The 21,360-nt window shown below is 62.6% G+C and carries 18 protein-coding genes; 9 read left to right on the top strand and 9 right to left on the bottom strand.

Features of this window, described 5'->3' with window-relative positions; genetic code table 11:
* Nucleotides 1–30: 30 nt before the first annotated feature.
* Genes NKK51_RS24475 through NKK51_RS24465 form a run of 3 tightly spaced genes read right to left on the bottom strand, consistent with a single transcriptional unit; the run spans nt 31 to nt 4,185 of the window.
* Nucleotides 31–1,692, bottom strand: a complete 1,662-nt coding sequence (locus tag NKK51_RS24475) for an ABC transporter substrate-binding protein (protein WP_352554860.1) — start codon at nt 1,690–1,692, stop codon at nt 31–33.
* A gap of 18 nt (nt 1,693–1,710) precedes the next feature.
* Nucleotides 1,711–2,616 carry a proline iminopeptidase-family hydrolase gene (locus tag NKK51_RS24470; RefSeq protein WP_352554859.1) on the bottom strand — a complete coding sequence of 302 codons (906 nt, stop codon included), beginning with the start codon at nt 2,614–2,616 and terminating at the stop codon, nt 1,711–1,713.
* Between the two features lie 54 nt (nt 2,617–2,670).
* Complete coding sequence (locus NKK51_RS24465) at nt 2,671–4,185, bottom strand: leucyl aminopeptidase (protein ID WP_352554858.1); 1,515 nt, start codon at nt 4,183–4,185, stop codon at nt 2,671–2,673.
* A gap of 246 nt (nt 4,186–4,431) precedes the next feature.
* Between NKK51_RS24465 and NKK51_RS24460 the strand changes: the two genes are divergently transcribed.
* Both NKK51_RS24460 and NKK51_RS24455 read left to right on the top strand, forming a co-directional pair.
* Nucleotides 4,432–5,334: a LysR substrate-binding domain-containing protein gene (locus tag NKK51_RS24460; protein WP_128303639.1), complete on the top strand. Its 903-nt coding sequence runs from the start codon at nt 4,432–4,434 to the stop codon at nt 5,332–5,334.
* Between the two features lie 223 nt (nt 5,335–5,557).
* On the top strand, nt 5,558–7,015 hold the full coding sequence (locus NKK51_RS24455; RefSeq protein ID WP_352554857.1) for an NCS1 family nucleobase:cation symporter-1: 1,458 nt from the start codon (nt 5,558–5,560) through the stop codon (nt 7,013–7,015).
* Nucleotides 7,016–7,062: 47 nt separating this feature from the next.
* Here NKK51_RS24455 and NKK51_RS24450 read toward each other — a convergent pair whose 3' ends face one another.
* From NKK51_RS24450 to tpiA, 5 genes are all read right to left on the bottom strand, one after another.
* Entirely contained in the window at nt 7,063–7,608 is a 546-nt protein-coding gene (locus NKK51_RS24450) for a DUF1697 domain-containing protein (protein ID WP_352554856.1), read from the bottom strand.
* An 18-nt stretch (nt 7,609–7,626) separates the two neighbouring features.
* Entirely contained in the window at nt 7,627–9,264 is a 1,638-nt protein-coding gene (gene pyrG / locus NKK51_RS24445; RefSeq protein ID WP_352554855.1) for a CTP synthase, read from the bottom strand.
* Nucleotides 9,265–9,401: 137 nt separating this feature from the next.
* Nucleotides 9,402–10,529, bottom strand: coding sequence for a L,D-transpeptidase (locus NKK51_RS24440; protein ID WP_128303637.1), 1,128 nt, complete (start codon nt 10,527–10,529; stop codon nt 9,402–9,404).
* 211 nt (nt 10,530–10,740) lie between these two features.
* Entirely contained in the window at nt 10,741–11,211 is a 471-nt protein-coding gene (secG, locus tag NKK51_RS24435; protein WP_352554854.1) for a preprotein translocase subunit SecG, read from the bottom strand.
* A 170-nt stretch (nt 11,212–11,381) separates the two neighbouring features.
* Nucleotides 11,382–12,149, bottom strand: coding sequence for a triose-phosphate isomerase (gene tpiA, locus NKK51_RS24430; RefSeq protein ID WP_352554853.1), 768 nt, complete (start codon nt 12,147–12,149; stop codon nt 11,382–11,384).
* 145 nt (nt 12,150–12,294) lie between these two features.
* Here tpiA and NKK51_RS24425 point away from each other — a divergent pair, with 145 nt between their 5' ends.
* The 5 genes from NKK51_RS24425 to NKK51_RS24405 are packed head-to-tail and all read left to right on the top strand — an operon-like array spanning nt 12,295 to nt 17,707.
* A complete protein-coding gene (locus tag NKK51_RS24425) occupies nt 12,295–14,187 on the top strand; it encodes a SurA N-terminal domain-containing protein (protein ID WP_352554852.1) in 1,893 nt (630 codons plus the stop codon).
* Nucleotides 14,184–15,194, top strand: coding sequence for an anthranilate phosphoribosyltransferase (gene trpD / locus NKK51_RS24420; protein ID WP_352554851.1), 1,011 nt, complete (start codon nt 14,184–14,186; stop codon nt 15,192–15,194). The genes NKK51_RS24425 and trpD overlap by 4 nt, the downstream gene beginning before the upstream one ends.
* Nucleotides 15,195–15,204: 10 nt before the next feature.
* Nucleotides 15,205–16,017 carry an indole-3-glycerol phosphate synthase TrpC gene (trpC, locus tag NKK51_RS24415; protein ID WP_128303633.1) on the top strand — a complete coding sequence of 271 codons (813 nt, stop codon included), beginning with the start codon at nt 15,205–15,207 and terminating at the stop codon, nt 16,015–16,017.
* 2 nt (nt 16,018–16,019) lie between these two features.
* Entirely contained in the window at nt 16,020–16,502 is a 483-nt protein-coding gene (moaC, locus tag NKK51_RS24410; protein WP_023812913.1) for a cyclic pyranopterin monophosphate synthase MoaC, read from the top strand.
* Nucleotides 16,502–17,707 (top strand): molybdopterin molybdotransferase MoeA, encoded by a 1,206-nt coding sequence (locus NKK51_RS24405; RefSeq protein WP_352554850.1) that lies wholly within the window; start codon nt 16,502–16,504, stop codon nt 17,705–17,707. Before moaC ends, NKK51_RS24405 begins: the two co-directional genes overlap by 1 nt.
* 48 nt (nt 17,708–17,755) lie before the next feature.
* On the opposite strand, the gene NKK51_RS24400 is transcribed toward NKK51_RS24405, so the two are convergent.
* Nucleotides 17,756–18,586 (bottom strand): hormone-sensitive lipase, encoded by an 831-nt coding sequence (locus NKK51_RS24400; RefSeq protein ID WP_352554849.1) that lies wholly within the window; start codon nt 18,584–18,586, stop codon nt 17,756–17,758.
* A 312-nt stretch (nt 18,587–18,898) separates the two neighbouring features.
* Between NKK51_RS24400 and NKK51_RS24395 the strand changes: the two genes are divergently transcribed.
* Both NKK51_RS24395 and kynA read left to right on the top strand, forming a co-directional pair.
* Nucleotides 18,899–20,524 (top strand): AMP-binding protein, encoded by a 1,626-nt coding sequence (locus NKK51_RS24395; RefSeq protein WP_352554848.1) that lies wholly within the window; start codon nt 18,899–18,901, stop codon nt 20,522–20,524.
* Nucleotides 20,521–21,357 carry a tryptophan 2,3-dioxygenase gene (gene kynA / locus NKK51_RS24390; RefSeq protein ID WP_352554847.1) on the top strand — a complete coding sequence of 279 codons (837 nt, stop codon included), beginning with the start codon at nt 20,521–20,523 and terminating at the stop codon, nt 21,355–21,357. Before NKK51_RS24395 ends, kynA begins: the two co-directional genes overlap by 4 nt.
* Nucleotides 21,358–21,360: the final 3 nt, after the last annotated feature.

Genomic DNA, 21,360 nt, shown 5'->3' with positions numbered 1-21,360 from the left:
TCTCCGCGGTTCGTTACTGCACCCAGGCCATTACTGTACCCAGGATTGGGTGATCATCCAGTTGAACTGCCGGTTGAACTTGAAATTGCCGAGACGTTTGCTGACAAAGTCGAGCCGCTTCGGCGTGAAGAGGCCGACGGCAGGTGCCTTGTCGGTGACCTGCCTGTCGATTTCAGCCCACATTTTGTCGGCGGCTTTCTGATCGGTGACGCCGAGGTCCAATGCCTTTTGCATCTTGGCGTCGATTTCCTTGTCGCAGAAGCCGGCGATGTTGATCGAGGCGTCCGAACCTTCACGGAAGGAGGCGCAGCTGAACAGGATGTTCAGGAAGTCCGAGGCCGCAGGATAGTCCTTGTACCACTGGGTGACGGACATCTGCACCTTGTTGTTGGTGTTCTGGATGTAGGTGAACTGGATGTTCGACGAGATCGGCTTGACGTCGGCGACATAGCCGATGCTGGTCAGCACGCTCTGCAGATAGACGCCGATGGACCGCGAAATGGCGGTGTCCTCGACGATGATCGTCACCTTCTGGCCCTTGGTGCCGGAGTCCTCGACGAGCTGCTTTGCCTTGTCGAGATCAGGAGCCGACCATTTGGCGCCCGGATTCTTGGTGAAGGGGCAATAGTCTTCATGGCCGGGGAAGTCCGGAGGCAGGACCTGGCAGACCGGCGAAGCCAGCACCTTGCCGCCGAACAGCTTGACCAGCGTGTTGCGATCGATCGCATAGGCAACGGCCTGGCGGGCTTTTTCATTGTCGAAGGGCGCGAGACGGTTGTTCAGCGGCGCGTACCACCACGCCGAAAGCGGCGAGATGTGCAACTGGTCCATGGATTTGCTGCCGAGTTCGCCGAGGCGGTCGCTCGGCAGAGCGTCGAACATCCAGTCCGCTTCGCCGTTCTGGATCGCGGTGACGGCTGCCTCTTCGGACAGGCCGAAATCATATTGGACGACATCCGGATAGCCGTCCGGCTGGGCTTCTTCGCTCCACTGCTTGAAATTGGGGTTGCGGGAAACCGTCATGCCCTTATTGGGGTCGAAGGCGGAGATCATGTACGCGCCGGTGCTGGGAATGGGCTTGGAACCCATGTCTTCGGCGGGCGTGTCCGCCGGCAGGACCACGGCATGCGGCAAGGCAAGCTTGTAGAGCAGCTCGGCATCCGGCTTGGTGATGTTGATGGTGATGGTGCCGGCCGCTTCGTCGCCGACAACGCCGCCTTCCAGCGTGCAGCTCTTGGTGTCGGCCAGGCATTTGTCCGCGCCGACGATGCCAGCATAGAACGTGCCGGAGGTGGGTCCGGAAACCTTGAAGATGCGCTGGAAGGAAGCGACGACGTCCTTCACGCCAAGATCCTGGCCGCTGGAGAACTTGATGCCCTTGCGCAGCTTGAAGGTGAAGGTCTTACCGTCATTGCTGACCTGCGGCAGGGCCTCGGCCAGATCGGGAACGATGGTGAAGCCGTCCATGCCCTCGGCCTTGCGGAAGGCCACCAGGCCGTCATAGATCGGCTGGTACATCTGCCAGCCCTGGTCCGTGTAATTGATGTGCGGATCGAGCGTTCCGGCCGCGGAGCGGGCCAGCAGGCGGATGGTGCCGCCCCGGTGCTCCTTGAGATATTCGGCCTGTGCCTGGGCCAGCCATGTACCGGCCAGCAATGCCGCGGCTGTTGCCGCCAGAAGCAGTTTCTTCATGTCTTGATTCCCCTTTTTTCAGTTATCGTTGTGGTCCAGGAAGTCTCCCACCACCCGCATGCACGCATCTTGCTCTTCGACATGCGGCATGTGGCTGGAATGCTCGAATATCTCCCAGCGAGACCCCTTGATGCCGTCCTTGTAGGGCTGCACGGTCGCGGGCGTGGCCTCGTCGTGACGTCCGGAGATGATCAATGTGGGAACATCGATGGCCGGCAGGCGCTCAACGATGCTCCAGTTCTTCAGCGTTCCGATGACATGGAACTCGTTCGGCCCATTCATCAGATTATAGACGGTCGGATTGCGCACGACCTGGGCGAAACTTTCCGTGACTTCGGGCGGGAAAGGCACGACCCGGCAGACATGCCGCTCGTAGAACACCATCGTCGCCGCCTGGTACGCCGCATCGTCCGTCGTACCGGCCTGCTCGTGCCAGGTCAGAGTCTCCTGCACATCGGCGGGCAGATCCGCACGCAACCGGTTGGCCTCTTCGACCCACAGCTTCATGGACGCCGGTGAGTTGGCAATGGTCAGCGATTTCAGACCCTGCGGCCGCGTCACGGCATATTCGGCGCCCAGCATGCCGCCCCAGCTCTGGCCGAGCACATGGAAGCCCGCCCGAATGCCGAGGTGGTCGACCAGGTTTTCAAGCTCGTCGATGAACAGCCCAGGTGTCCAGAAATCGGCGCCCTTCTCAGGCAGCAAGGTGGAATTGCCGCAGCCCAACTGGTCGTAATGAATGACGGCGCGATCCCTTCGCGCAAGAAGCTTGTAGGCATCGACATAATTGTGGGCGACGCCCGGGCCGCCATGCAGGATCACCACCGGCGCCTTTTCGCCACCGAGTTCGCCACTGACCCGATACCAGGTCTCGTAGGCACCGAAAGCGCCCCGTCCTTCCATGCCGATGATCTCAGATGACATCCCAGTTCCCAGTGCGGTTGAAGGCATCTTGTATTTGTCCGTGACGACGGGGGCCTAACTCATGTTTCGGCTGACCTGCACCCACTCTTCCAGCATCTGCACGCCAAATGCCGTGGCACCTTGCCTGCCGAGAGGCCGATCGGTGTCGGTCAGTTCCTTGCTGGCGATGTCGAGATGCACCCAGGGGCGATCTTCCGTGAAATGGCGCAGAAAGGCCGCGGCATAGGGAGCGTCGCCGTCCTCCATGTCCTTGGCATGATGCCTGAGGTCCGCGAACGGCGATTGCAGGCCCTCATCATAGGCCCGGTCGAGCGGCAGCCGCCAGAACCGTTCGCCGACCGTTTCTCCGGCCGCGATCATCTGTGACGCGATGGCATCGTCGGTGCTGAACAGGCCGGCGAATATCGAGCCCAGGCCACGCGTCACCGAATAGGTCAGCGTTGCCAGATCGACGATCACCGAAGGGTTGAAGCGCGTGGCTGCATAGTGGAGGCAGTCGGCCAGAAGCAGGCGTCCTTCCGCATCCGTGTCGAACACTTCCACGGTCTGTCCGGACGCCGTCGTGATGATGTCGCGCGGTTTGAGCGCGGTGCCGGATGGCATGTTCTCGGCGATGCCGAGAACACCGACAACATGTACCGGGCTGCCTTGCCGGGCGAGCGCGATCAGCAGGCCGACCACAGCGGCCGCTCCGCCCATGTCGGCTTTCATGTCGAACATTTGCGCTCCGCCCTTGATGCAGAGGCCTCCCGAATCGAAGCAGACGCCCTTGCCGACGAAAGCGAGTGGTTGAGCGGGCGCACCCTTGCCCCGGTAACGCAGGACAGCGACCCGGGGCGGGCGCGCCGAGCCCGATCCAACAGCAAGAAGCGCGTTCATGCCGAGCTCCTTCAGTTGCGCGGCATCGAGCATTTCGATGTCGATGCCGGCTTCACGCAGCGGCTCCAGATGATCGTGGAAATTGTCGGGATGGAGATGGTTCGGCGGCAGGTTGACCAGGGTGCGTGCATATTCCACGCCGTCGGCGATGGCATTGATCCGCGCCAGCGCCGCGGTCAGATGCGGGCCGCCGGCCCCGACCAGTTTCACCCGCAAGGTTCGATCCGCTCCTGCTCCTTGCCGCCGGTTGCGCATGTCGAAACGATAGCGGCGTAGCCGCATGCCGAGCGCGACACGCGCCAGGATTTCGGCTCCGGGCAGGTCAACGCCGGCGATGGGGTCCAGGACCAGCGTGGCCGCGCATTCTCCCTTGCCCTCCAGATGCGCGGCAAGCAGACCGCCGGCGCGTGCCAACGACAGGGCGGTTACCGTTTCAGCTTTGCCCAAGGCCAGGACGACCACGCGCTTGGTCGATACGGCCTGAGGAGCAATAAGATCGATGCAGGTGCCGGATTCGGCCAAGGCGGCCGGGTCGGAGCAGGCGCGAGAGAGAATCCCGCTCATCTCGGCATCCAGGGCGACTGCCCGCGGGCCAAAGCCCGTGTGGGCAGTTTGCAAAATCACGACGACAGAGGCTTCGGCGGAAATCTCGTCCGCGGTCTCGAAAACCGGCGCTGGCGATTGAGGCATAGGCTGGCGCTCTCTCCAATTGCGGCAATACCAGCCGGTAGCGAGCAACGCTTCGCTCGCCCCGGTGGAGACTGGTCAAGCCGGTCTCCGCCGTTCGTGGTATAATGCCGGTCCCCAAACAGTCGCTTTCTTGAGACGACTTAATTGCTCTTGTCTTCTGGGTATCCCCTAACGGGGCAGGCGATCAAACGCGAATTCTGCCCATGTCGATTGACAAAAACTCAACTGACAATTCATGATCGGCCAATGGCCCTTCCCTCACTCAATGGCATGCGCGCTTTCGAGGCCGCCGCTCGCCTCGGCAGCGTCAAGGACGCGGCGGAAGAACTGCATCTGACACCCTCGGCTGTCAGCCGCCACATCCGCGCGCTTGAACGAAATCTTGGCCAGGACCTGTTCGAACGCGGTTTTCGCCAGATAACCCCAACCATCAGGGGCTCCTACTATGCGCGCAGCCTCTCGGAGGCGTTCGAAGCCATCTGGCGCGCCACCGATGACGTCAGCCTCTCCGAGGGGTCGCGCCACGGCAAGATCCAACGTGTGCGGGTCTTGTGCGTGCCCACCGTTCTGAACCTTTGGCTGGCGGATCGGTTGCCGAACTTTCGCCGGTTGCATCCGTCGGTGGATCTGGAGATTTCCACTTCAGGCAAGCGCGCCAACTTCGATTTGGCCATTGTCGACGAGTTCGTCTACAAGGCCGGCCCGGCTTTGACGCTGCTGATCCCGCTGCTTTTGACGCCGGTCTGTGCGCCTTCGCTTTTGGAGGGGCCTGTGCCGCTGCGATCGCCGGCCGATCTGGTCAATCATCATCTGATCCATGAATGCGAAACCATGAGATGGAAGCGTTGGCTGGAGCAGGAAGGCGTTCTGGAAACGACGCCAAAATCCAGCACAACACTGGATGATTGCACCTTGATCATGCGCGAAGCGATCAATGGCGCGGGAATAGCGCTCGCGGACACGATGATGGCGCAAGATTTTCTGCAGCAAGGCAAACTGGTCGCCCCGTTCCGTGCCCGCCACACCTATCCGGCCGGCATTTACCTGCATCAGCGTCGCAGCATCGGCAACAAACCAGGCACCGGCCTGTTTCAGGATTGGCTGCTCGCCGAAGTCGCGGATCACAAGCAGCTTATGGCCATCGCTTAGATGGCCCTACCGCTTCAGATTGGAATCCCGGCGTCGAACTTCGAATCATCCGTGCCGGGCTCAGCGATGACCCACCATCGCCGTGCATCGATAATCGCAGTTCTCATTGAATATCTTTAAGGCCAAAGCCGGCAAATAGGTTGCTTGTCGGTTCCCCTGCGGCAGGCTTAACCTGCACGCGGCCAACGCGTGAGGGCGCGTGCTGCAAAAGGGGACCATCGCAATGACAATACAGGGTGCTTCACCTGATCTCTATAACGAGGATCTGGCTCCAGCCAAAGTTCGAAACTGGGGACCATTCTCGATCTTCAACGTCTGGACGTCGGACGTTCACAGCCTCTGGGGCTACTATCTCGCCGCCAGTCTGTTCCTGTTCTGCGGCGGCTTTGTCAATTTCATCATCGCCATAGGCATCGGATCGCTGATCATCTATGCGCTGATGAACATGGTCGGCTATGCCGGCGTGAAGACGGGCGTGCCCTACCCCGTGCTTGCCCGCGCCTCTTTCGGCATCTGGGGCGCCAACATACCGGCACTGGTGCGCGCCATCGTCGCCTGCTTCTGGTACGGCGCGCAGACGGCTGCCGCCTCCGGCGCTATCGTGGCGCTGTTGATCCGCACGCAATGGTTCGCCGATTTCAACGCCAGCACGCATTTCCTCGGCCATACCGGCCTGGAGGTGATCTGCTTCGTGGTTATCTGGGCGCTGCAACTGCTGATCATCCAGAACGGTATGGAAACCGTGCGCCGCTTCCAGGACTGGGCCGGCCCCGCGGTGTGGGTGATGATGCTGATCCTGGCGATCTATCTCTGCGTCAAATCCGGGAGATTTGCCTTCACCAGCGACATCCCGATGGACGTGTTGCTGGACAAGACGAAGGACGCGGGCGTGCCCGGCACGCCCGGCTCGTGGACTTCGCTGTTTGCGGTGGCAGCAATCTGGGTCACCTATTTCTCGGCGCTCTATCTCAACTTCTGCGATTTCGCCCGTTACGCGCCGGACAAGGCATCGCTGCGCAAGGGCAACATCTGGGGTCTGCCGATCAACCTCATCCTGTTCTCGCTGGTCGCCGGCGTCACCACCATTGCCGCCTTTGACGTCTATGGCGAAGTGCTGCTGCATCCCGACCAGATCTCGGCGAAATTCGACAGCTGGTTCCTGGCGGCGCTCGCGGCCCTGACCTTTGCGGTTGCGACCCTGGGCATCAACGTGGTCGCCAATTTCGTCTCGCCGGCCTTCGACTTCTCCAACGTCTTCCCCAGGCAGATCGACTTCAAGAAGGGCGGCTATATCGCGGCCGTCATTGCCCTGCTGCTCTATCCCTTCGCGCCATGGGAAGGCAGTGCCGCTTCCTTCGTCAACATCATCGGCGCGACGATGGGGCCGATCTTCGGGGTGATGATGGTCGACTACTATCTGATCCGCAAAGGCGAGGTCGACGTCGAGGCGCTTTATCGCGAGGACGGCGAGTTCCGTTTCCAGGGCGGCTGGCACGTCAACGCCTTCATCGCCGCCGGCATCGGCGCCATCTTCTCGTCGATCCTGCCGAACTTCACCAACTGGCTGCCGTCCTGGTGGGGCGTCTATGGCTGGTTCTTCGGCGTGGCGATTGCCGGCATCATCTACTACGTGCTGCGCACCGCCGCCCTTGGCGCCGGAGCGAAGACGGCAAAGGCTTGAAAATGAGGCAGTAGGCAGTAGGTGTGAGGGAGTAGAGAACTGCTTCCCTACTGCCTACTGCCCACCATCTCGGCCAGTTTTCGCACCGTGTTCCAGTTGCGTGAGGTACCGACGCCCAGACGCTTGTGGCTCGCTGCGGTCAGAAGCCGTGAACTGGGTGCGGCGCGCGAGAAGACAATCCAGATATTGCCAGCGACGGCGTGCATCTTTTCGTCTTTGCCGACATAGGAGCCGAGCGCCGTGACGGCTTCGTCCGGCACCGGCCGGCGCATCACGCGCACCGCCACCTGATCCGCGGTCGCATTCGATTCATCTGGAAACGGATTGCCGGCGGCAAGCTTCAGCCAGTCCTCGGCACCGCGCACGATGATATCGACATGGCGGCCGAAGGTTTTTTCGAAGGCTGCTTCCAGCCGCTGTTCCAGGTCGGCGATATCAGTTGCCGGTGCCTCGAAGACCAGATTGCCCGTCGCCACCAGCGTGCGCGGGTTGTTCAGCCCGAGCTCTTCGGCCATGGCCTTGAGGTCGGCCATGACGACCCGGCGGCCCTCGCCCAGGATGATGCTGTAAAGCAGCGCGACATAGGTCTGCATTGCCGCCCGACCTAATCGCTACACCAACCGGCTCTGCTCCACCGCCGCCTCGATGAAACTGGCGAACAGCGGATGCGGGTCGAGCGGCCGGCTTTTCAGTTCCGGATGATATTGCACGCCGATGAACCAGGGGTGGTCTGGATACTCGACCGTCTCCGGCAGCACGCCGTCGGGCGACATGCCGGCGAATACCAGGCCGCAATCCTCGAGTCGCTCCTTGTAGTCGATATTGACCTCGTAGCGGTGGCGATGGCGCTCGAAAATCTGTGTGTCGCCGTAAATCTCGGCGATCTTGGAGCCCTTGGCGAGTTCGGCCTGATAGGCGCCGAGCCGCATCGTGCCGCCGAGATCGCCGGTTTCCCGGCGCTTCTCCAGCATGTTGCCTTTCAGCCATTCGGTCATCAGGCCGACGACCGGTTCCTCGGTCGGACCAAACTCGGTCGAAGACGCATGTTCGACGCCGGCCAGCGACCGCGCCGCCTCGATGCAGGCCATCTGCATGCCGAAGCAGATGCCGAAATACGGCACCTTGCGCTCGCGCGCGAACTTCGCCGCCAGTATCTTGCCTTCGGCACCGCGCTCGCCAAAGCCGCCGGGAACCAGGATGCCATGCACCTTTTCCAGCCATGGCGTCGGATCCTCCTTTTCGAAGATCTCCGATTCGATCCAGTCGAGCTTGACCTTGACGTGGTTGGCCAGGCCGCCATGCGACAGCGCCTCGATCAGCGATTTGTAGGCATCCTTGAGGCCGGTATATTTGCCGACCACGGCGATGGTGACCTCGCCTTCCGGATTGTGGATGCGGTTGGACACCGCCTGCCAGGGCTCCATGCGCGGCTTCGGCGCCGGATCGATGCCGAAGGCGGCCAGCACTTCCGAATCGAGCCCTTCCCTATGGTATGCCATCGGCACATCGTAGATATGCGGCACGTCGAGCGCCTGGATCACGGCACTTTCGCGCACATTGCAAAACAGCGACAGTTTTCTGCGCTCTTCCTTGGGAATGGCGCGATCGGCGCGGACCAGCAGGATGTCGGGCGCGATGCCGATGCCGCGCAGTTCCTTGACCGAATGCTGGGTCGGCTTGGTCTTCAGCTCGCCGGCCGTCGGGATGTAGGGCATCAGCGTCAGATGCACGTAGACGGCGTTGTTGCGCGGCAGGTCGTTGCCGAGCTGGCGTATCGCTTCCAGGAACGGCATCGCCTCGATGTCGCCGACCGTGCCGCCGATCTCGCAAAGCACGAAATCATAGTCGTCATTGCCGTTGAGGACGAAATTCTTGATCTCGTCGGTGACGTGCGGAATGACCTGCACGGTTGCGCCGAGATAATCGCCGCGCCGCTCACGCTCGATGATGTTCTTGTAGATGCGGCCGGTGGTGATGTTGTCCTGCTGATTGGCGGAGCGGCCGGTGAAGCGCTCGTAATGGCCAAGATCGAGATCGGTTTCCGCGCCATCATCAGTGACGAAAACCTCGCCATGCTGGTACGGCGACATCGTGCCCGGATCGACATTGAGGTAGGGGTCGAGTTTTTTGATGCGTGCGCGATAGCCTCGCGCCTGCAGGAGAGCCCCAAGGGCCGCTGCGGCTATGCCTTTTCCAAGTGAGGAAACCACGCCGCCTGTGATGAATACATATCGCGCCATGGGAGTCATCGCTTAACGCGGCCGGATTGATTCCGCCAGAGAAAAAACCACCGCGAAGGTTTTTTCCCAAGAAGGCGCTCGGATCGTGAACAGGGCAAAACAAAAGGGCCGGCTGAGCCGGCCCTTTCGGCAGGATGACGAAAACGTCAGATGATAACGACCTTGGTGCCAACCCTGACGCGGCTGTAGAGGTCCATGACGTGCTCGTTGATCATGCGGAAGCAGCCATTCGAGGCGCTGGTTCCGATCGACTGCGGCGCGATTGTGCCGTGGATACGCAGATGCGTGTCCTTCTTGCCGTCATAGAGGTAGATGGCGCGGGCGCCGAGCGGGTTCTGGCCACCGCCGGGCATGCCGTCCTTGTACTGGCCATAATGCTTCGGCTCACGCTTCTGCATGTCCAGCGTCGGGATCCAGCGCGGCCATTCCTGCTTGTCGCCGACCGCAACCGTACCCTTGTACTGCAGACCCTCGCGGCCGACCGCAATGGCGTAGCGGCGGGCGGTGGAGGACGATTCGACGAGGTAGAGGCGCCGCGCGCTGGTGTCGATGACGATGGTGCCCGCATCGTAACCGCTGAATTCCACGTCCTGCGGCACGAATTCCGGCTTCACCTTGAACTGCTTCTTGGCTTCCCTCTTGGCGAGCACCTGGTCGAGAGCCCGTGTCTCAGGGAGATAGCTTATCGAAGACCCGGACGAGGTGCCGCCGAAGAGACCGGCGAACAGACCACCGCTGCTCGGCTGCTTCTGGCCGATGACCTCGCTGCGCAGCTCGCCATTGTTGCCGGTCAAGGCGACGTTCATCGCCTCTGCCGGAAGCGGCTCTGCCGACTGGATCGGCGCGATCGGTTCGATAGGCTCGATGATCTTGGCAACCTGCTTCTTGGCCGGCTTGGCATCGGCCACCTCGGTTGCCGGCGCGCTCTTGCCCTTCTTGGCAAGGAACGCCTGCCGTTCAGCGTCGGCCTTGGCCTTGGCCGCCTCGCGCATCGCCAGTTTCCTGGCTTCGAGCGCCTTGGCTTTGGCGGCCTCCTTGTCGGCAACGATCTTGGCCTCGATCTTCTTGATCTGGGCGAGGTCGTCGGGCGTCGGGTTTTTCTTCTTCTTGAGAAGCTTCAATTGCGACGCGTCACTTTTGACGGCGACGTTGATGGCGGAGGTTGTTTCAACCGAAGGCTGTGCGGCCATATTGGCTGGAACGCCAGCGAAAGCGGGGGAACTGATGCCGATTGCGGCACAAAGTCCCAGGAAAATGAAGCTGCGAAGCTGCATGGCGAAGATCCGATCGTTCTATGCTTGTTGCCCACGGCGTCGCCCAGCGCCCCCCAAGGGCGCCGGAAGTGCCGCGCGCAATCTATAGTCGAATAAGCGCGGGGGCCTCAAGCGTGAGGTCGTACCTCACCCAGTCGAATCTTTGTGATCTCGCTGCATTTGCCGCGACTGTGTTCAAACGAGCACAGATCGCGGCTTCAGCCGCCGAAGACTACTGGTTTGGAACCCGCGGGGCCGCCGGCGCGGCGGGAGCGGCGCCATTGGTTGCCGGCGGCGTCGAACCGGCGGCAGGCGCCGTGGCCGGCGCGGTCGCCGGAGCCGCGGCATCGTTGCCTGACGGCGGCGTCGGCGTGGTGGTGCCGGCGGGCGCCGGGGTGGTCGTGCCGGGTAACTGGTTGAGCACGCCTTTGCCTGCACCGTCCGATGTCGCCGGCACGCGGTCGAGGATGTCGATCGGCTTCTCGCCGTAGCGGGCGACGATCGACAGGGTCAAGGAGGTGGCGAAGAAGGCGGCCGCCAGGATCGCCGTCGCACGCGTCAGCGCATTGGCAGCGCCACGCGCGGTCATGAAGCCGGAGCCGCCACCGATGCCGAGGCCGCCGCCTTCGGAGCGCTGCAGCAGCACCACGCCGACAAGGGCGAGCACAACCATGAGATGGATGACGATCAGTACGGTTTCCATAGTTTATCCTGGCAAGGCCTTGCCCGGCCGCGGACACGACCGGTGAATTGGAGGCGGCTCAATACAATGCTTTGACGGCATTTCCAAGCCCGTGGCCGGAATATGGGAAGCAACCCGTCCTTTGCAACGATTTCAGGCACCGGAAGCCCTGTCCGGCGTGGCGAATGTCTTCAAGCAATATTGCGATAGGCCTCGGCAATAGCTAGGAAATCCGCCGCTTTCAGGCTGGCGCCGCCGACCAGCGCCCCGTCGACATTCCTGACGCCGAGCAATTCGACCGCGTTGGAAGGCTTGACCGAGCCGCCATAGAGAATGCGCATCTTCGCCGCGACGCCGCCGAGCTTTTCCGACAGCTTTTCGCGGATATGTGCATGTGCTGCCGCCACATCGCCGGCTGTCGGCGTCAGGCCGGTGCCGATCGCCCATACCGGCTCATAGGCAATGATGGTGTTGGACGGGGTGGCGCTTGGCGGGACCGAACCATCGACCTGCCGCGACAGCACATCCAGCGTGGCGCCCGCTTCACGCTGTTCATGCGTTTCGCCGACGCAAATGATGGCAACAAGCCCGGCACGCCATGCGGCGGATGCCTTGGCCTGGACAGTGGCGTCATCCTCGCCGCGTTGCTCGCGGCATTCGGAATGGCCGACGATGACATGGCTCGCACCGGCATCCCTGAGCATTTCCGCCGAGATGCAGCCGGTGTAGGCGCCGCTCTCCTTGGTATGGCAATCCTCACCGCCGGCATGCACCGGCGTGCGTGACAGGATCTCCGCGGCGTGGGCAAGCAGGGTCGCGGGAACGCAAACCAACGCTTCGGTCTCCGCATCAAGTCCGCTCATGAAGCCGTTGCCGATCATCCGGAGCTCGTTGAGGGAGGCGCTGGTGCCGTTCATTTTCCAGTTACCGGCGACGAGCGGGCGAATTCCTGGCGTCATGGGTTTGCTTCTCCGGATGATATCGGGGCTCTGGACCTCACTACCAAAATCAGGCCACAAAGCAATCGACAGTGGGCCGGAAGGGCGCTATTGCGCTTGTTTCAGACTCGGCGCATGCGAAAATGCGCATAAATCGGAAGTAAAAATGCTTGGTATATTGAGAAGCGCGGCAGGCACCTGGGTCGCGAAAGGGCTGTTGGTGCTGCTGGTGCTCAGCTTTTTGGTCTGGGGCGTTTCCGGACGGCTGATGGGCGGTTTGGCCGGCCATGATTCGGTCATTGCCGCCGGCGGCACCAAAGTGTCGATCAACGAATACCGTCTCGCCTATGATCGCCAACTCGCTGTCATGTCGCAGCAGTTCGGCCAGCGTCTCAGCCACGAACAGGCAAAGGCACTCGGTGTCGACAACCAGGTGCTGGCGCAACTCGTCTCGGGCGCCGTTCTCGACGAGCAGGCCCGCAAGCTGGGCCTCGGACTTTCCAAGGACCGGTTGGCCGAGTTGACGCGCGAAGACCCGGCATTCAAGGGCCCGGGCGGCCAGTTCGACCGCAGAACATTCGAATACATGCTGCAGCAGATTGGCATGCGGCCCGAGGACTATCTGAAGAACCGTGCTCAGGTGGCGGTGCGCCAGCAGATCGTCGAGGCTGTCTCGGATGGCCTCAAGGCTCCGGACACTTTCTTCAAGGCGGTTGCGCTCTATCGCGGCGAGGACCGCACCATCGACTATTTGACGCTGCCCAAGGCACTGGTCGAACCGATCGCGGCACCGTCCGATAGCGTGCTCTTGGCCTATTTCGAAGCCAACAAGAAGACATATGCGGCACCCGAATACCGCAAATTCTCCTATGTCCGCCTTGAACCCGTCGACATCATGGACACGACCGCCGTCACCGACAGCCAGGTCAGCGACGACTACAACAAGAACAAGGCGCGTTACACCACGCCGGAACTGCGCACCGTCGAGCAGCTCGTGTTCAAGACGCCGGATGCGGCCAAGGCCGCACTCGATTCGCTCAAGGCCGGCGCTACTTTCGACAAGCTGGTCACGGCGGAAGGCAAGACGCCGGCAGACACGCTGCTCGGCACGCTTGCCAAGGACAAGATCGCCGACAAGGCGGTCGCCGACGCGGCCTTTTCGCTCAATGCCAATGAAGTCAGCCAGGTCGTGCAAGGCGCCTTCGGTCCGGTGCTGCTGCGCGTCACCGAGATCAAGCCCGAGGTGGTGAAGCCACTGGCCGAGGTGTCCGATCAGATCCGCAAGGATCTGGCGCTGGGCGAGGCAAGCCGCATCCTTCTGGACGTGCGCGACAATTACGATGACACCCGCGCCGCCGGCAGTTCGCTGGCAGAGGCCGCGGCCAAGCTGAAGCTGAAGATCGTCACCATCGACGCCATCGATCGCAGTGGGCTGCGGCCAGATGCAAGCATCGTCAAGGACCTGCCGCAATCGCCGGAGCTGATCAAAGCGGTCTTCGACGCCGAACCCAACACGGAAAACGATGCCTTGACCACAGCCGACAACGGCTTCGTCTTCTATGAGGTGGCGTCCATCACGCCGGCTCGCGACCGCACGCTGGATGAGGTTCGTCAGAAAGCCGTCACCGACTGGACCGCGGCGGAAATAAGCAAGCGGCTGGCCGCCAAGGCTGACGAGCTGGAAAAGCGGCTCAAGGCCGGCGCAACGCTCGATGTCATCGCCAGCGAACTGAAGCTCGAAAAGCAGACCAAGCGCGGTGTCAAGCGTGAGGCTGACGACGTCGACTTCGGTAAGGAGGGTGCGGCAGCGATGTTCGGCGTTGGCGAAGGCGGCACCGGCCTGATCCCCTCGCCCACCGGCGACGGGCAGATCCTGTACAAGGTCGCCGAAGTGTTCGAGCCCGCCGGAGCCGATGCCAGCTCGGTGCCGGATGACGCACAGAAATCCTTCACCTCCGGCATGTCGGATGATCTGCTCGACCAATTGGTGGCACAGTTGCAGACACAGTACGACGTTCGCATCGACCAGGCCGCCGTCGCCCAAGCCTCGACAAGATGAGCGCGCTGAAAACCCATATCGCCAAGATCGCGACCGGTAGCGCGCTTTCCTTTGAGGAAGCGCGCGAGGCTTTCGACATCATCATGTCGGGTGATGCGACCCCCGGCCAGATCGGCGGCTTCCTGATGGCGCTGCGCGTGCGCGGCGAGACGGTGAGCGAGATTTGCGGCGCCGTCGCAACCATGCGGGCCAAGATGCTGCACGTCGACGCGCCCACCGATGCCGTCGACATCGTCGGTACCGGCGGCGACAATTCTCACAGCGTCAACATTTCGACGGCATCGGCCTTCGTCGTTGCCGGCAGCGGCGTGCCGGTTGCCAAACACGGCAATCGCGGCCTGTCGTCGCTGACAGGGGCAGCCGATGTGCTGGTGGCGCTCGGGGTCAAGATCGACATCTCGCCCGATTTCATTAGCCGTTGCATCCACGAGGCAGGCGTTGGCTTCATGTTCGCGCCCGCGCATCATCCTGCGATGAAGCATGTCGGCCCGACCCGCGTCGAACTCGGCACCCGCACCATATTCAACCTGCTCGGGCCGCTCTCCAATCCGGCCGGCGTCAAGCGGCAGCTGGTCGGTGTGTTCCTGCCGGAATGGATCCTGCCGGTTGCCGAGACACTGAAGGCGCTGGGTGCCGAGCATGTCTGGGTCGCCCATGGCGACGGCTATGACGAGATCACCACCACCGGCGAGACGCAGGTCGCCGAACTGATCGGCGGCGAAATCCGCAGCTTCACGCTGACCCCTGAAGCGGTTGGGCTGGCGCGCCATAGCAAGGATGAGTTGCGCGGCGGCGATGCGGACTACAACGCCAAGGCCTTGCGCGATATGCTGGGCGGCGGCGCCGGCGCCTATCGCGACACCGTGCTGATGAACGCCGGTGCCGGACTGGTTGTGGCCGGCAAGGCGACGACGCTTGGCGACGGCATCGCGGCGGCGGCGCAAGCCATCGATAGCGGCCGTGCCCTGCAAGTGCTCGACAGGCTGGTCGAGATTTCGAACGGATAACGGATAGAGCGTGTCTGACATTCTTCGCAAGATCGAGGCCTACAAGCGCGACGAGATCGCGGCGGCAAAGGCACGCGTGCCGTTGGCCGAAATCAAGGTCCGGGCAAAAGATGCCGACGCACCGCGCGGTTTTCTTGCCGCACTGGAAGCGAAGCGCAAATCCGGCGCCTTCGCGCTGATCGCCGAGATCAAGAAAGCGAGCCCCTCCAAGGGTCTGATCCGTGCCGATTTCGATCCACCGGCTCTGGCGCAGGCCTATGCCAAGGGTGGTGCTGCCTGTCTTTCGGTGCTGACCGATGCACCGTCCTTCCAAGGTGCGCCTGAATTTCTCACCCGGGCGCGAGCCGCCGTCGCGCTGCCGGCGCTGCGCAAGGATTTCCTGTTCGATCCGTATCAGGTCTACGAAGCCCGCGCCTGGGGCGCGGATGCCATCCTGATCATCATGGCCAGCGTCGACGACGCCCTGGCGAGCGAACTCGAGGCGACGGCGTTCGAACTCGGCATGGATGCACTGGTCGAAGTGCATGACGAGACCGAGACGCAGCGCGCGCTAAAATTGTCGTCGCGACTGATCGGCATCAACAACCGCAATCTGCGTACATTCGAGACCAGCCTCGACACTTCCATGCGGCTGGCGACAATGGTGCCGGCCGACCGCTTGCTGGTCAGCGAGAGCGGTATTTTCTCGCATGACGACTGCCTCAGGCTGCAAAAGAGCGACATCGGCACTTTTCTTGTCGGCGAGAGCCTGATGCGGCAACAGGACGTCACCGCGGCGACGCGCCTGCTTCTGACAGGCAAGGCTTTGGCCGAGGCTATCTGACGATGGTATCAGGCCTTACCCATCTCGGCGCGCAGGGCGAGGCCAACATGGTCGATGTCGGCGACAAGGAAGAAACAACGCGCACGGCGATCGCCGAAGGCTTTGTCGCGATGCAGCCCGAGACGCTGAAGATGATCCTCGCCGGCAACGCCAAGAAGGGCGATGTGCTCGGCACCGCGCGCATCGCTGGTATCATGGCGGCGAAGAAGACGCATGAACTAATCCCGCTCTGCCACCCGCTGCTTTTGACCAAGGTTTCCGTCGACATCGAGCCCGACCATGCTTTGCCGGGCCTGAAGGTCACCGCGCTGGCGCGCGTCACCGGCAAGACGGGTGTCGAGATGGAAGCGCTGACCGCCGCTTCGGTAGCCTGCCTGACCATCTACGACATGGCGAAAGCAGTCGACCGCGCCATGGTCATCACCGGCATCCGCCTGGTCGAAAAGACGGGTGGCAAGTCGGGTGACTACAAGGCGAGCGCCTGATGGCGCTGGTTCCTATCGCGGAGGCGCTTGAACGCCTGCTCGATGGTGCGGCACCTCTAGCCGGCGAAAGCGTTCCTCTGTTCGAGGCGGTGGATCGTGTTCTGGCGGAACCGGTCGTTGCTCTTCGCACCCAGCCGCCTTTCAATGCTTCCGCCATGGACGGCTATGCGGCGCGCGCCGCCGACGTCACGTCGGTCCCATCCAGGCTGTCGGTGATCGGCATAGCGCCGGCTGGACGTGGCTTCGACGGCACGGTCGGCCAGACGCAGGCCGTGCGCATCTTCACCGGCGCGCCGCTGCCCGAAGGCGCCGACACCATCGTCATCCAGGAGAATGTCCGCGACCTCGGCGGCGGCGATATCGAAGTGATCGAGCCGACAGCGCAATGGCGCAATATCCGCCGCATCGGCCTCGATTTTTCAACAGGCGACATGCTGCTGGAGAAAGGCCGCTTGCTCGACCCGGCGGCACTGTCGCTGGCTGCATCGGCCAACCATCCCCGGGTCAGCGTGGTGAAACGGCCGCTGGTCGCCATTATCGCCACCGGCGACGAATTGCTGCCGCCGGGCAGTGATCTCGGCCCGGACCAGATCATCTCGTCCAATGCCTATGGCGTCGCTGCCACCGCACACTCGGTCGGCGCCCGCGCGCTCGATCTCGGCATTGCCGCCGATCGCAAAGAGGCTATCGCTGCCCTGATCAGACAAGCGGTCGCGGCCGGTGCGGATGTCATCGTGACGCTTGGTGGCGCCTCGGTCGGCGATCACGACCTGATCCACGACGTGCTGACCGGCGAAGGCATGACGCTCGGCTTCTGGAAGATCGCCATGCGCCCCGGCAAGCCGCTGATGTTCGGCCGCCTCGGCGACATCAGGTGCATCGGCCTGCCTGGCAACCCGGTGGCAAGCCTTGTCTGCTCGCAACTGTTCCTGAAGCCGCTGCTGGCGCGGCTCGGCGGCCGCGATTATCGCCAGGATATACGTCCGGCGCGATTGGGCGCCGCAATGCCGGCCAATGATTTGCGCCAGGACTATGTCCGAGCCGTGGTCAGGGAAGACGACGGCGCGCTGGTGGCGACGCCATTCGGCATCCAGGATTCCTCGATGCTGAGAATGCTGGCCGACGCCAACGGGCTGATCGTGCGGGCGCCGTTTGCCCCTGCAGCGGCTACTGGCGAGGCTTGCAGCGTTTTGATGCTGCGCTGAGGAATCCCAGACAAGCCATTCATAACAGACGAGAAAGTGATCCCGGCTCTAGTTCGAGATCAAGCTCTGCGTCAGCGGATGCGCCGAATCGGCAAGGCCGTCGACAATGCTGTAATGATGCCGGTCGGGCTCGACCACGACGCTGGTGGTGGCGCCGAGGCCGGTCCAGATGTTGGCAAGCAGCGCATTCTGGCGCAGGAATTCGGCGCGCTCGCCGCCACCGGCCCAACAGGTGATGCGGGCACCATCCATGGGCCGCAGCAGCGCCGGGCTTTCAGCCAGCGCCTCCTCTTCGTCGATTTCCAGTTCCTTGTTCATCCCGGTGCGCATGATCGGACGCAGGTCATGCAAGCCTGAAATCGAAATGACGTGGCGTATGCGCCGCGCCACATCGGCAGCCAGCGGCGTGGTTGTCGTCACCATCCGGGTGGCGAGATGGCCGCCGGCCGAATGTCCGGTCAGCATCAGCGGTCCGTCGACCATTGCCGCCGCCTCGCCGATCGCCGCCCCAATCTCGCTGACGATGCCGGCGATGCGTATGTTCGGGCACAGCGTGTAGGAGGGCATCGCCACGGCGAAGCCACTGCCGACCGCGCCATTGGCGAGGTGCGACCACAAGCTCTTGTCGGTCTCCAGCCAGTAACCGCCATGGATAATCACTACCAGCCCTTTGGGCGCGGCCCTGGGAAGGAAAAGATCGAGCCGATTGCGCGGTCCGTCGCCATAGGCGATGTCGAGCCGCGCCCGGCCCTGCGCCGACAGCGCATCGCGGAATGCTTGCGCTGGCTCCGCCCATGCAGACGGCCAGCGATCACTGCCCGCGATGTTGGCGCCGTTGGCATAGGCATCATCCCAATCGACGATGTGACGTTCGAACATCTGCGCCCTTCCCCAAGACGGCATCGCTACTTGCTAGCAATGGCCCCCGCCACGCCATGCGTCAATGCACCAGGGCAAAAACATTTTAGGCTTGAAACAAATTTCGACTGGTGCGATCCTGCCCCAACGAACAGCCGACAATGGGAGGTCTGCTGTGCTGCCCGAACCTGCAGATGTTCACCCTTTCTGGGCGCATCTCCGAGCAGGCGCGATGGTCAGCACGAAGCCTCCTCAGAGCAGGACCTTAGGATCCACCACATCCAGCCAAGGCGCGTCGCGCACTGGCCAGGCAGCAGACGGGAGAGCGGCGACATGCTTGGGCCTTCGGCGCATATCGACACGTTCACGCGCGATCACCTGCCGCCGCCGGAGCAATGGCCTGAAATCCTGCTCGACGGCTTCGACTATCCCGAACGCCTCAACGCCGGTGTCGAACTGACCGACAGGCTGGTCGAAAAAGGTCTCGGCGACCACACCGCCCTCATCGGCAATGGCCGCCGCCGCACCTACAAGGAACTGTCCGACTGGACGAACAGGCTGGCCCACGCGCTGGTCGAGAATTACGGAGTCAAGCCGGGCAACCGGGTGCTGATCCGCTCGGCCAACAACCCCGCCATGGTCGCCTGCTGGCTGGCCGCCACCAAGGTCGGTGCCGTGGTCGTCAACACCATGCCGATGCTGCGCGCCGGCGAACTCGCCAAGATCGTCGACAAGGCCGAGATCACCGTCGCGCTCTGCGACACCAGGCTGATGGACGAGATGACCGTGTGCGCCAAGGACAGCGCATTCCTCAAGCAGGTCATCGGTTTCGACGGCACCGCCAACCATGATGCTGAACTCGATCGTGCCGCTCTCGACAAGCCGGTAACGTTCACCGCAGTTGACACCGGCCGCGACGATGTCGCGCTGCTCGGCTTCACCTCGGGCACGACAGGCGTTCCGAAGGCGACGATGCATTTCCACCGCGACCTGCTGATCATCGCCGACGCCTATGCTCGCGAAATCCTGGAGGTGACGCCGGACGACATCTTCGTCGGCTCGCCGCCGCTGGCCTTCACCTTCGGCCTTGGCGGGCTCTGTATCTTTCCGCTGCGCTTCGGTGCGGCGGCGACGCTTCTGGAGCAGGCGACGCCACCCAACATGATCCACATCATCGAGACCTACAAAGCGACGATCTCCTTCACCGCGCCGACCGCCTACCGCGCTATGCTGAAGGCCATGGATGAAGGAGCCGATTTGTCGTCGCTGCGCGTTGCCGTTTCGGCCGGCGAAACCTTGCCCGCTCCGGTTTTCGAAGAGTGGACGAAAAAGACCGGCAAGCCGATCCTCGACGGCATCGGCGCCACCGAAATGCTGCACATCTTCATCTCCAACCGCTTCGATGACATGAGGCCTGCGTCGACCGGCAAGCCGGTGGGCGGCTACGAGGCGCGCGTCGTCGATGACGAGATGCGCGAGGTGCCGCGCGGCACGACCGGCAGGCTGGCGGTGCGCGGCCCGACCGGCTGCCGCTACATGGCCGATGACAGGCAGAAGGAATACGTGCGCGACGGCTGGAACCTCACCGGCGATACCTTCACGCAGGACGAGGACGGCTTCTTCCATTTCGCCGCGCGCTCCGACGACATGATCGTCAGCGCCGGCTACAACATCGCCGGACCCGAGGTCGAGGCAGCACTGTTATCGCATCCGGATGTTTCCGAATGCGCGGTGATCGGTGCAGACGATGCCGAGCGCGGCCAGATCGTCGAGGCGCATGTCGTGCTGGCGCAGGGGGTGGCGCCTGACGCGTTGACCACCAAGCGCTTGCAGGACCACGTCAAAACGACGATCGCCCCTTATAAATATCCACGGTCAGTAAAATTCATCGCCGCTCTGCCCAAGACCCAGACCGGCAAGATCCAGCGCTTCCGGCTGCGCACGGAGAAAATCAATTGAGCGAGCCACACGATCCGGCGTCCGAAGGCGCCCAGATGTCGTTCAAGGAGCGCATGTCCTACAGCGACTATCTGCACCTGGAGAAGGTGCTGGAGGCCCAGACGCCGCTGTCTTCGGCGCATGACGAGATGCTGTTCATCATCCAGCATCAGACCTCCGAGCTCTGGATGAAGCTTGCTCTGCACGAGATTGGCGCCGCGATCCGTTCCATCCGCGCCGACCGGCTCGAGCCGAGCTTCAAGATGCTGTCGCGCGTTGCGCGCATCTTCGAGCAGCTGAACAATGCCTGGGATGTGCTGCGGACGATGACGCCCAGCGAATACACCGAGTTCCGCGACGCGCTCGGTCAGTCCTCGGGTTTCCAGTCCTGGCAGTATCGCGCCATCGAGTTCATGGCCGGCAACCGAAACCTGGCAATGCTCGGGCCGCACAAGCATCGGCCCGACCTGAGCGGGAAGCTGGAAGCGATCCTGGCCGAGCCGTCGCTCTATGACGAGGCACTGTTGCTTTTGGCGCGCAACGGATTCGACATCGGTGCCGATGCCAGGCGCACGGACTGGCGTGAGACGCGAACCGAGAATGAAGAGGTGCTGGTCGCCTGGCAGACCATCTACCGCGATCCGCAGCGCTACTGGATGTTCTACGAACTGGCCGAGAAGCTGGTCGACTTCGAGGACTACTTCCGCCGCTGGCGCTTCAACCACGTCACCACGGTGGAGCGCATCATCGGCCTGAAACGCGGCACCGGCGGCACGTCGGGTGCTTCGTATCTGAAGAAAATGCTCGAGGTCGTGCTGTTCCCGGAGCTGTGGACGGTCCGCACCCGGCTCTGACGT

The organism is Mesorhizobium sp. M0011, assembly GCF_040324155.1.
Taxonomy (GTDB): domain Bacteria; phylum Pseudomonadota; class Alphaproteobacteria; order Rhizobiales; family Rhizobiaceae; genus Mesorhizobium.
Note: the sequence above shows the minus strand (reverse complement) of the source record. Positions and strands in the feature narration are given on the sequence as shown.

What these genes read in the sequence shown, in the direction of transcription:
- NKK51_RS24465 (WP_352554858.1), bottom strand. Translation starts at nt 4,185, where the DNA reads ATGCCTCAATCGCCAGCGCCGGTTTTCGAGACCGCGGACGAGATTTCC.
- NKK51_RS24450 (WP_352554856.1), bottom strand. Translation starts at nt 7,608, where the DNA reads ATGCAGACCTATGTCGCGCTGCTTTACAGCATCATCCTGGGCGAGGGC.
- NKK51_RS24405 (WP_352554850.1), top strand. Translation starts at nt 16,502, where the DNA reads ATGGCGCTGGTTCCTATCGCGGAGGCGCTTGAACGCCTGCTCGATGGT.
- pyrG (WP_352554855.1), bottom strand. Translation starts at nt 9,264, where the DNA reads ATGACTCCCATGGCGCGATATGTATTCATCACAGGCGGCGTGGTTTCC.
- NKK51_RS24475 (WP_352554860.1), bottom strand. Translation starts at nt 1,692, where the DNA reads ATGAAGAAACTGCTTCTGGCGGCAACAGCCGCGGCATTGCTGGCCGGT.
- moaC (WP_023812913.1), top strand. Translation starts at nt 16,020, where the DNA reads ATGGTATCAGGCCTTACCCATCTCGGCGCGCAGGGCGAGGCCAACATG.
- NKK51_RS24400 (WP_352554849.1), bottom strand. Translation starts at nt 18,586, where the DNA reads ATGTTCGAACGTCACATCGTCGATTGGGATGATGCCTATGCCAACGGC.
- secG (WP_352554854.1), bottom strand. Translation starts at nt 11,211, where the DNA reads ATGGAAACCGTACTGATCGTCATCCATCTCATGGTTGTGCTCGCCCTT.
- NKK51_RS24470 (WP_352554859.1), bottom strand. Translation starts at nt 2,616, where the DNA reads ATGTCATCTGAGATCATCGGCATGGAAGGACGGGGCGCTTTCGGTGCC.
- NKK51_RS24425 (WP_352554852.1), top strand. Translation starts at nt 12,295, where the DNA reads ATGCTTGGTATATTGAGAAGCGCGGCAGGCACCTGGGTCGCGAAAGGG.
- NKK51_RS24395 (WP_352554848.1), top strand. Translation starts at nt 18,899, where the DNA reads ATGCTTGGGCCTTCGGCGCATATCGACACGTTCACGCGCGATCACCTG.
- trpD (WP_352554851.1), top strand. Translation starts at nt 14,184, where the DNA reads ATGAGCGCGCTGAAAACCCATATCGCCAAGATCGCGACCGGTAGCGCG.
- NKK51_RS24440 (WP_128303637.1), bottom strand. Translation starts at nt 10,529, where the DNA reads ATGCAGCTTCGCAGCTTCATTTTCCTGGGACTTTGTGCCGCAATCGGC.
- NKK51_RS24455 (WP_352554857.1), top strand. Translation starts at nt 5,558, where the DNA reads ATGACAATACAGGGTGCTTCACCTGATCTCTATAACGAGGATCTGGCT.
- tpiA (WP_352554853.1), bottom strand. Translation starts at nt 12,149, where the DNA reads ATGACGCCAGGAATTCGCCCGCTCGTCGCCGGTAACTGGAAAATGAAC.
- NKK51_RS24460 (WP_128303639.1), top strand. Translation starts at nt 4,432, where the DNA reads ATGGCCCTTCCCTCACTCAATGGCATGCGCGCTTTCGAGGCCGCCGCT.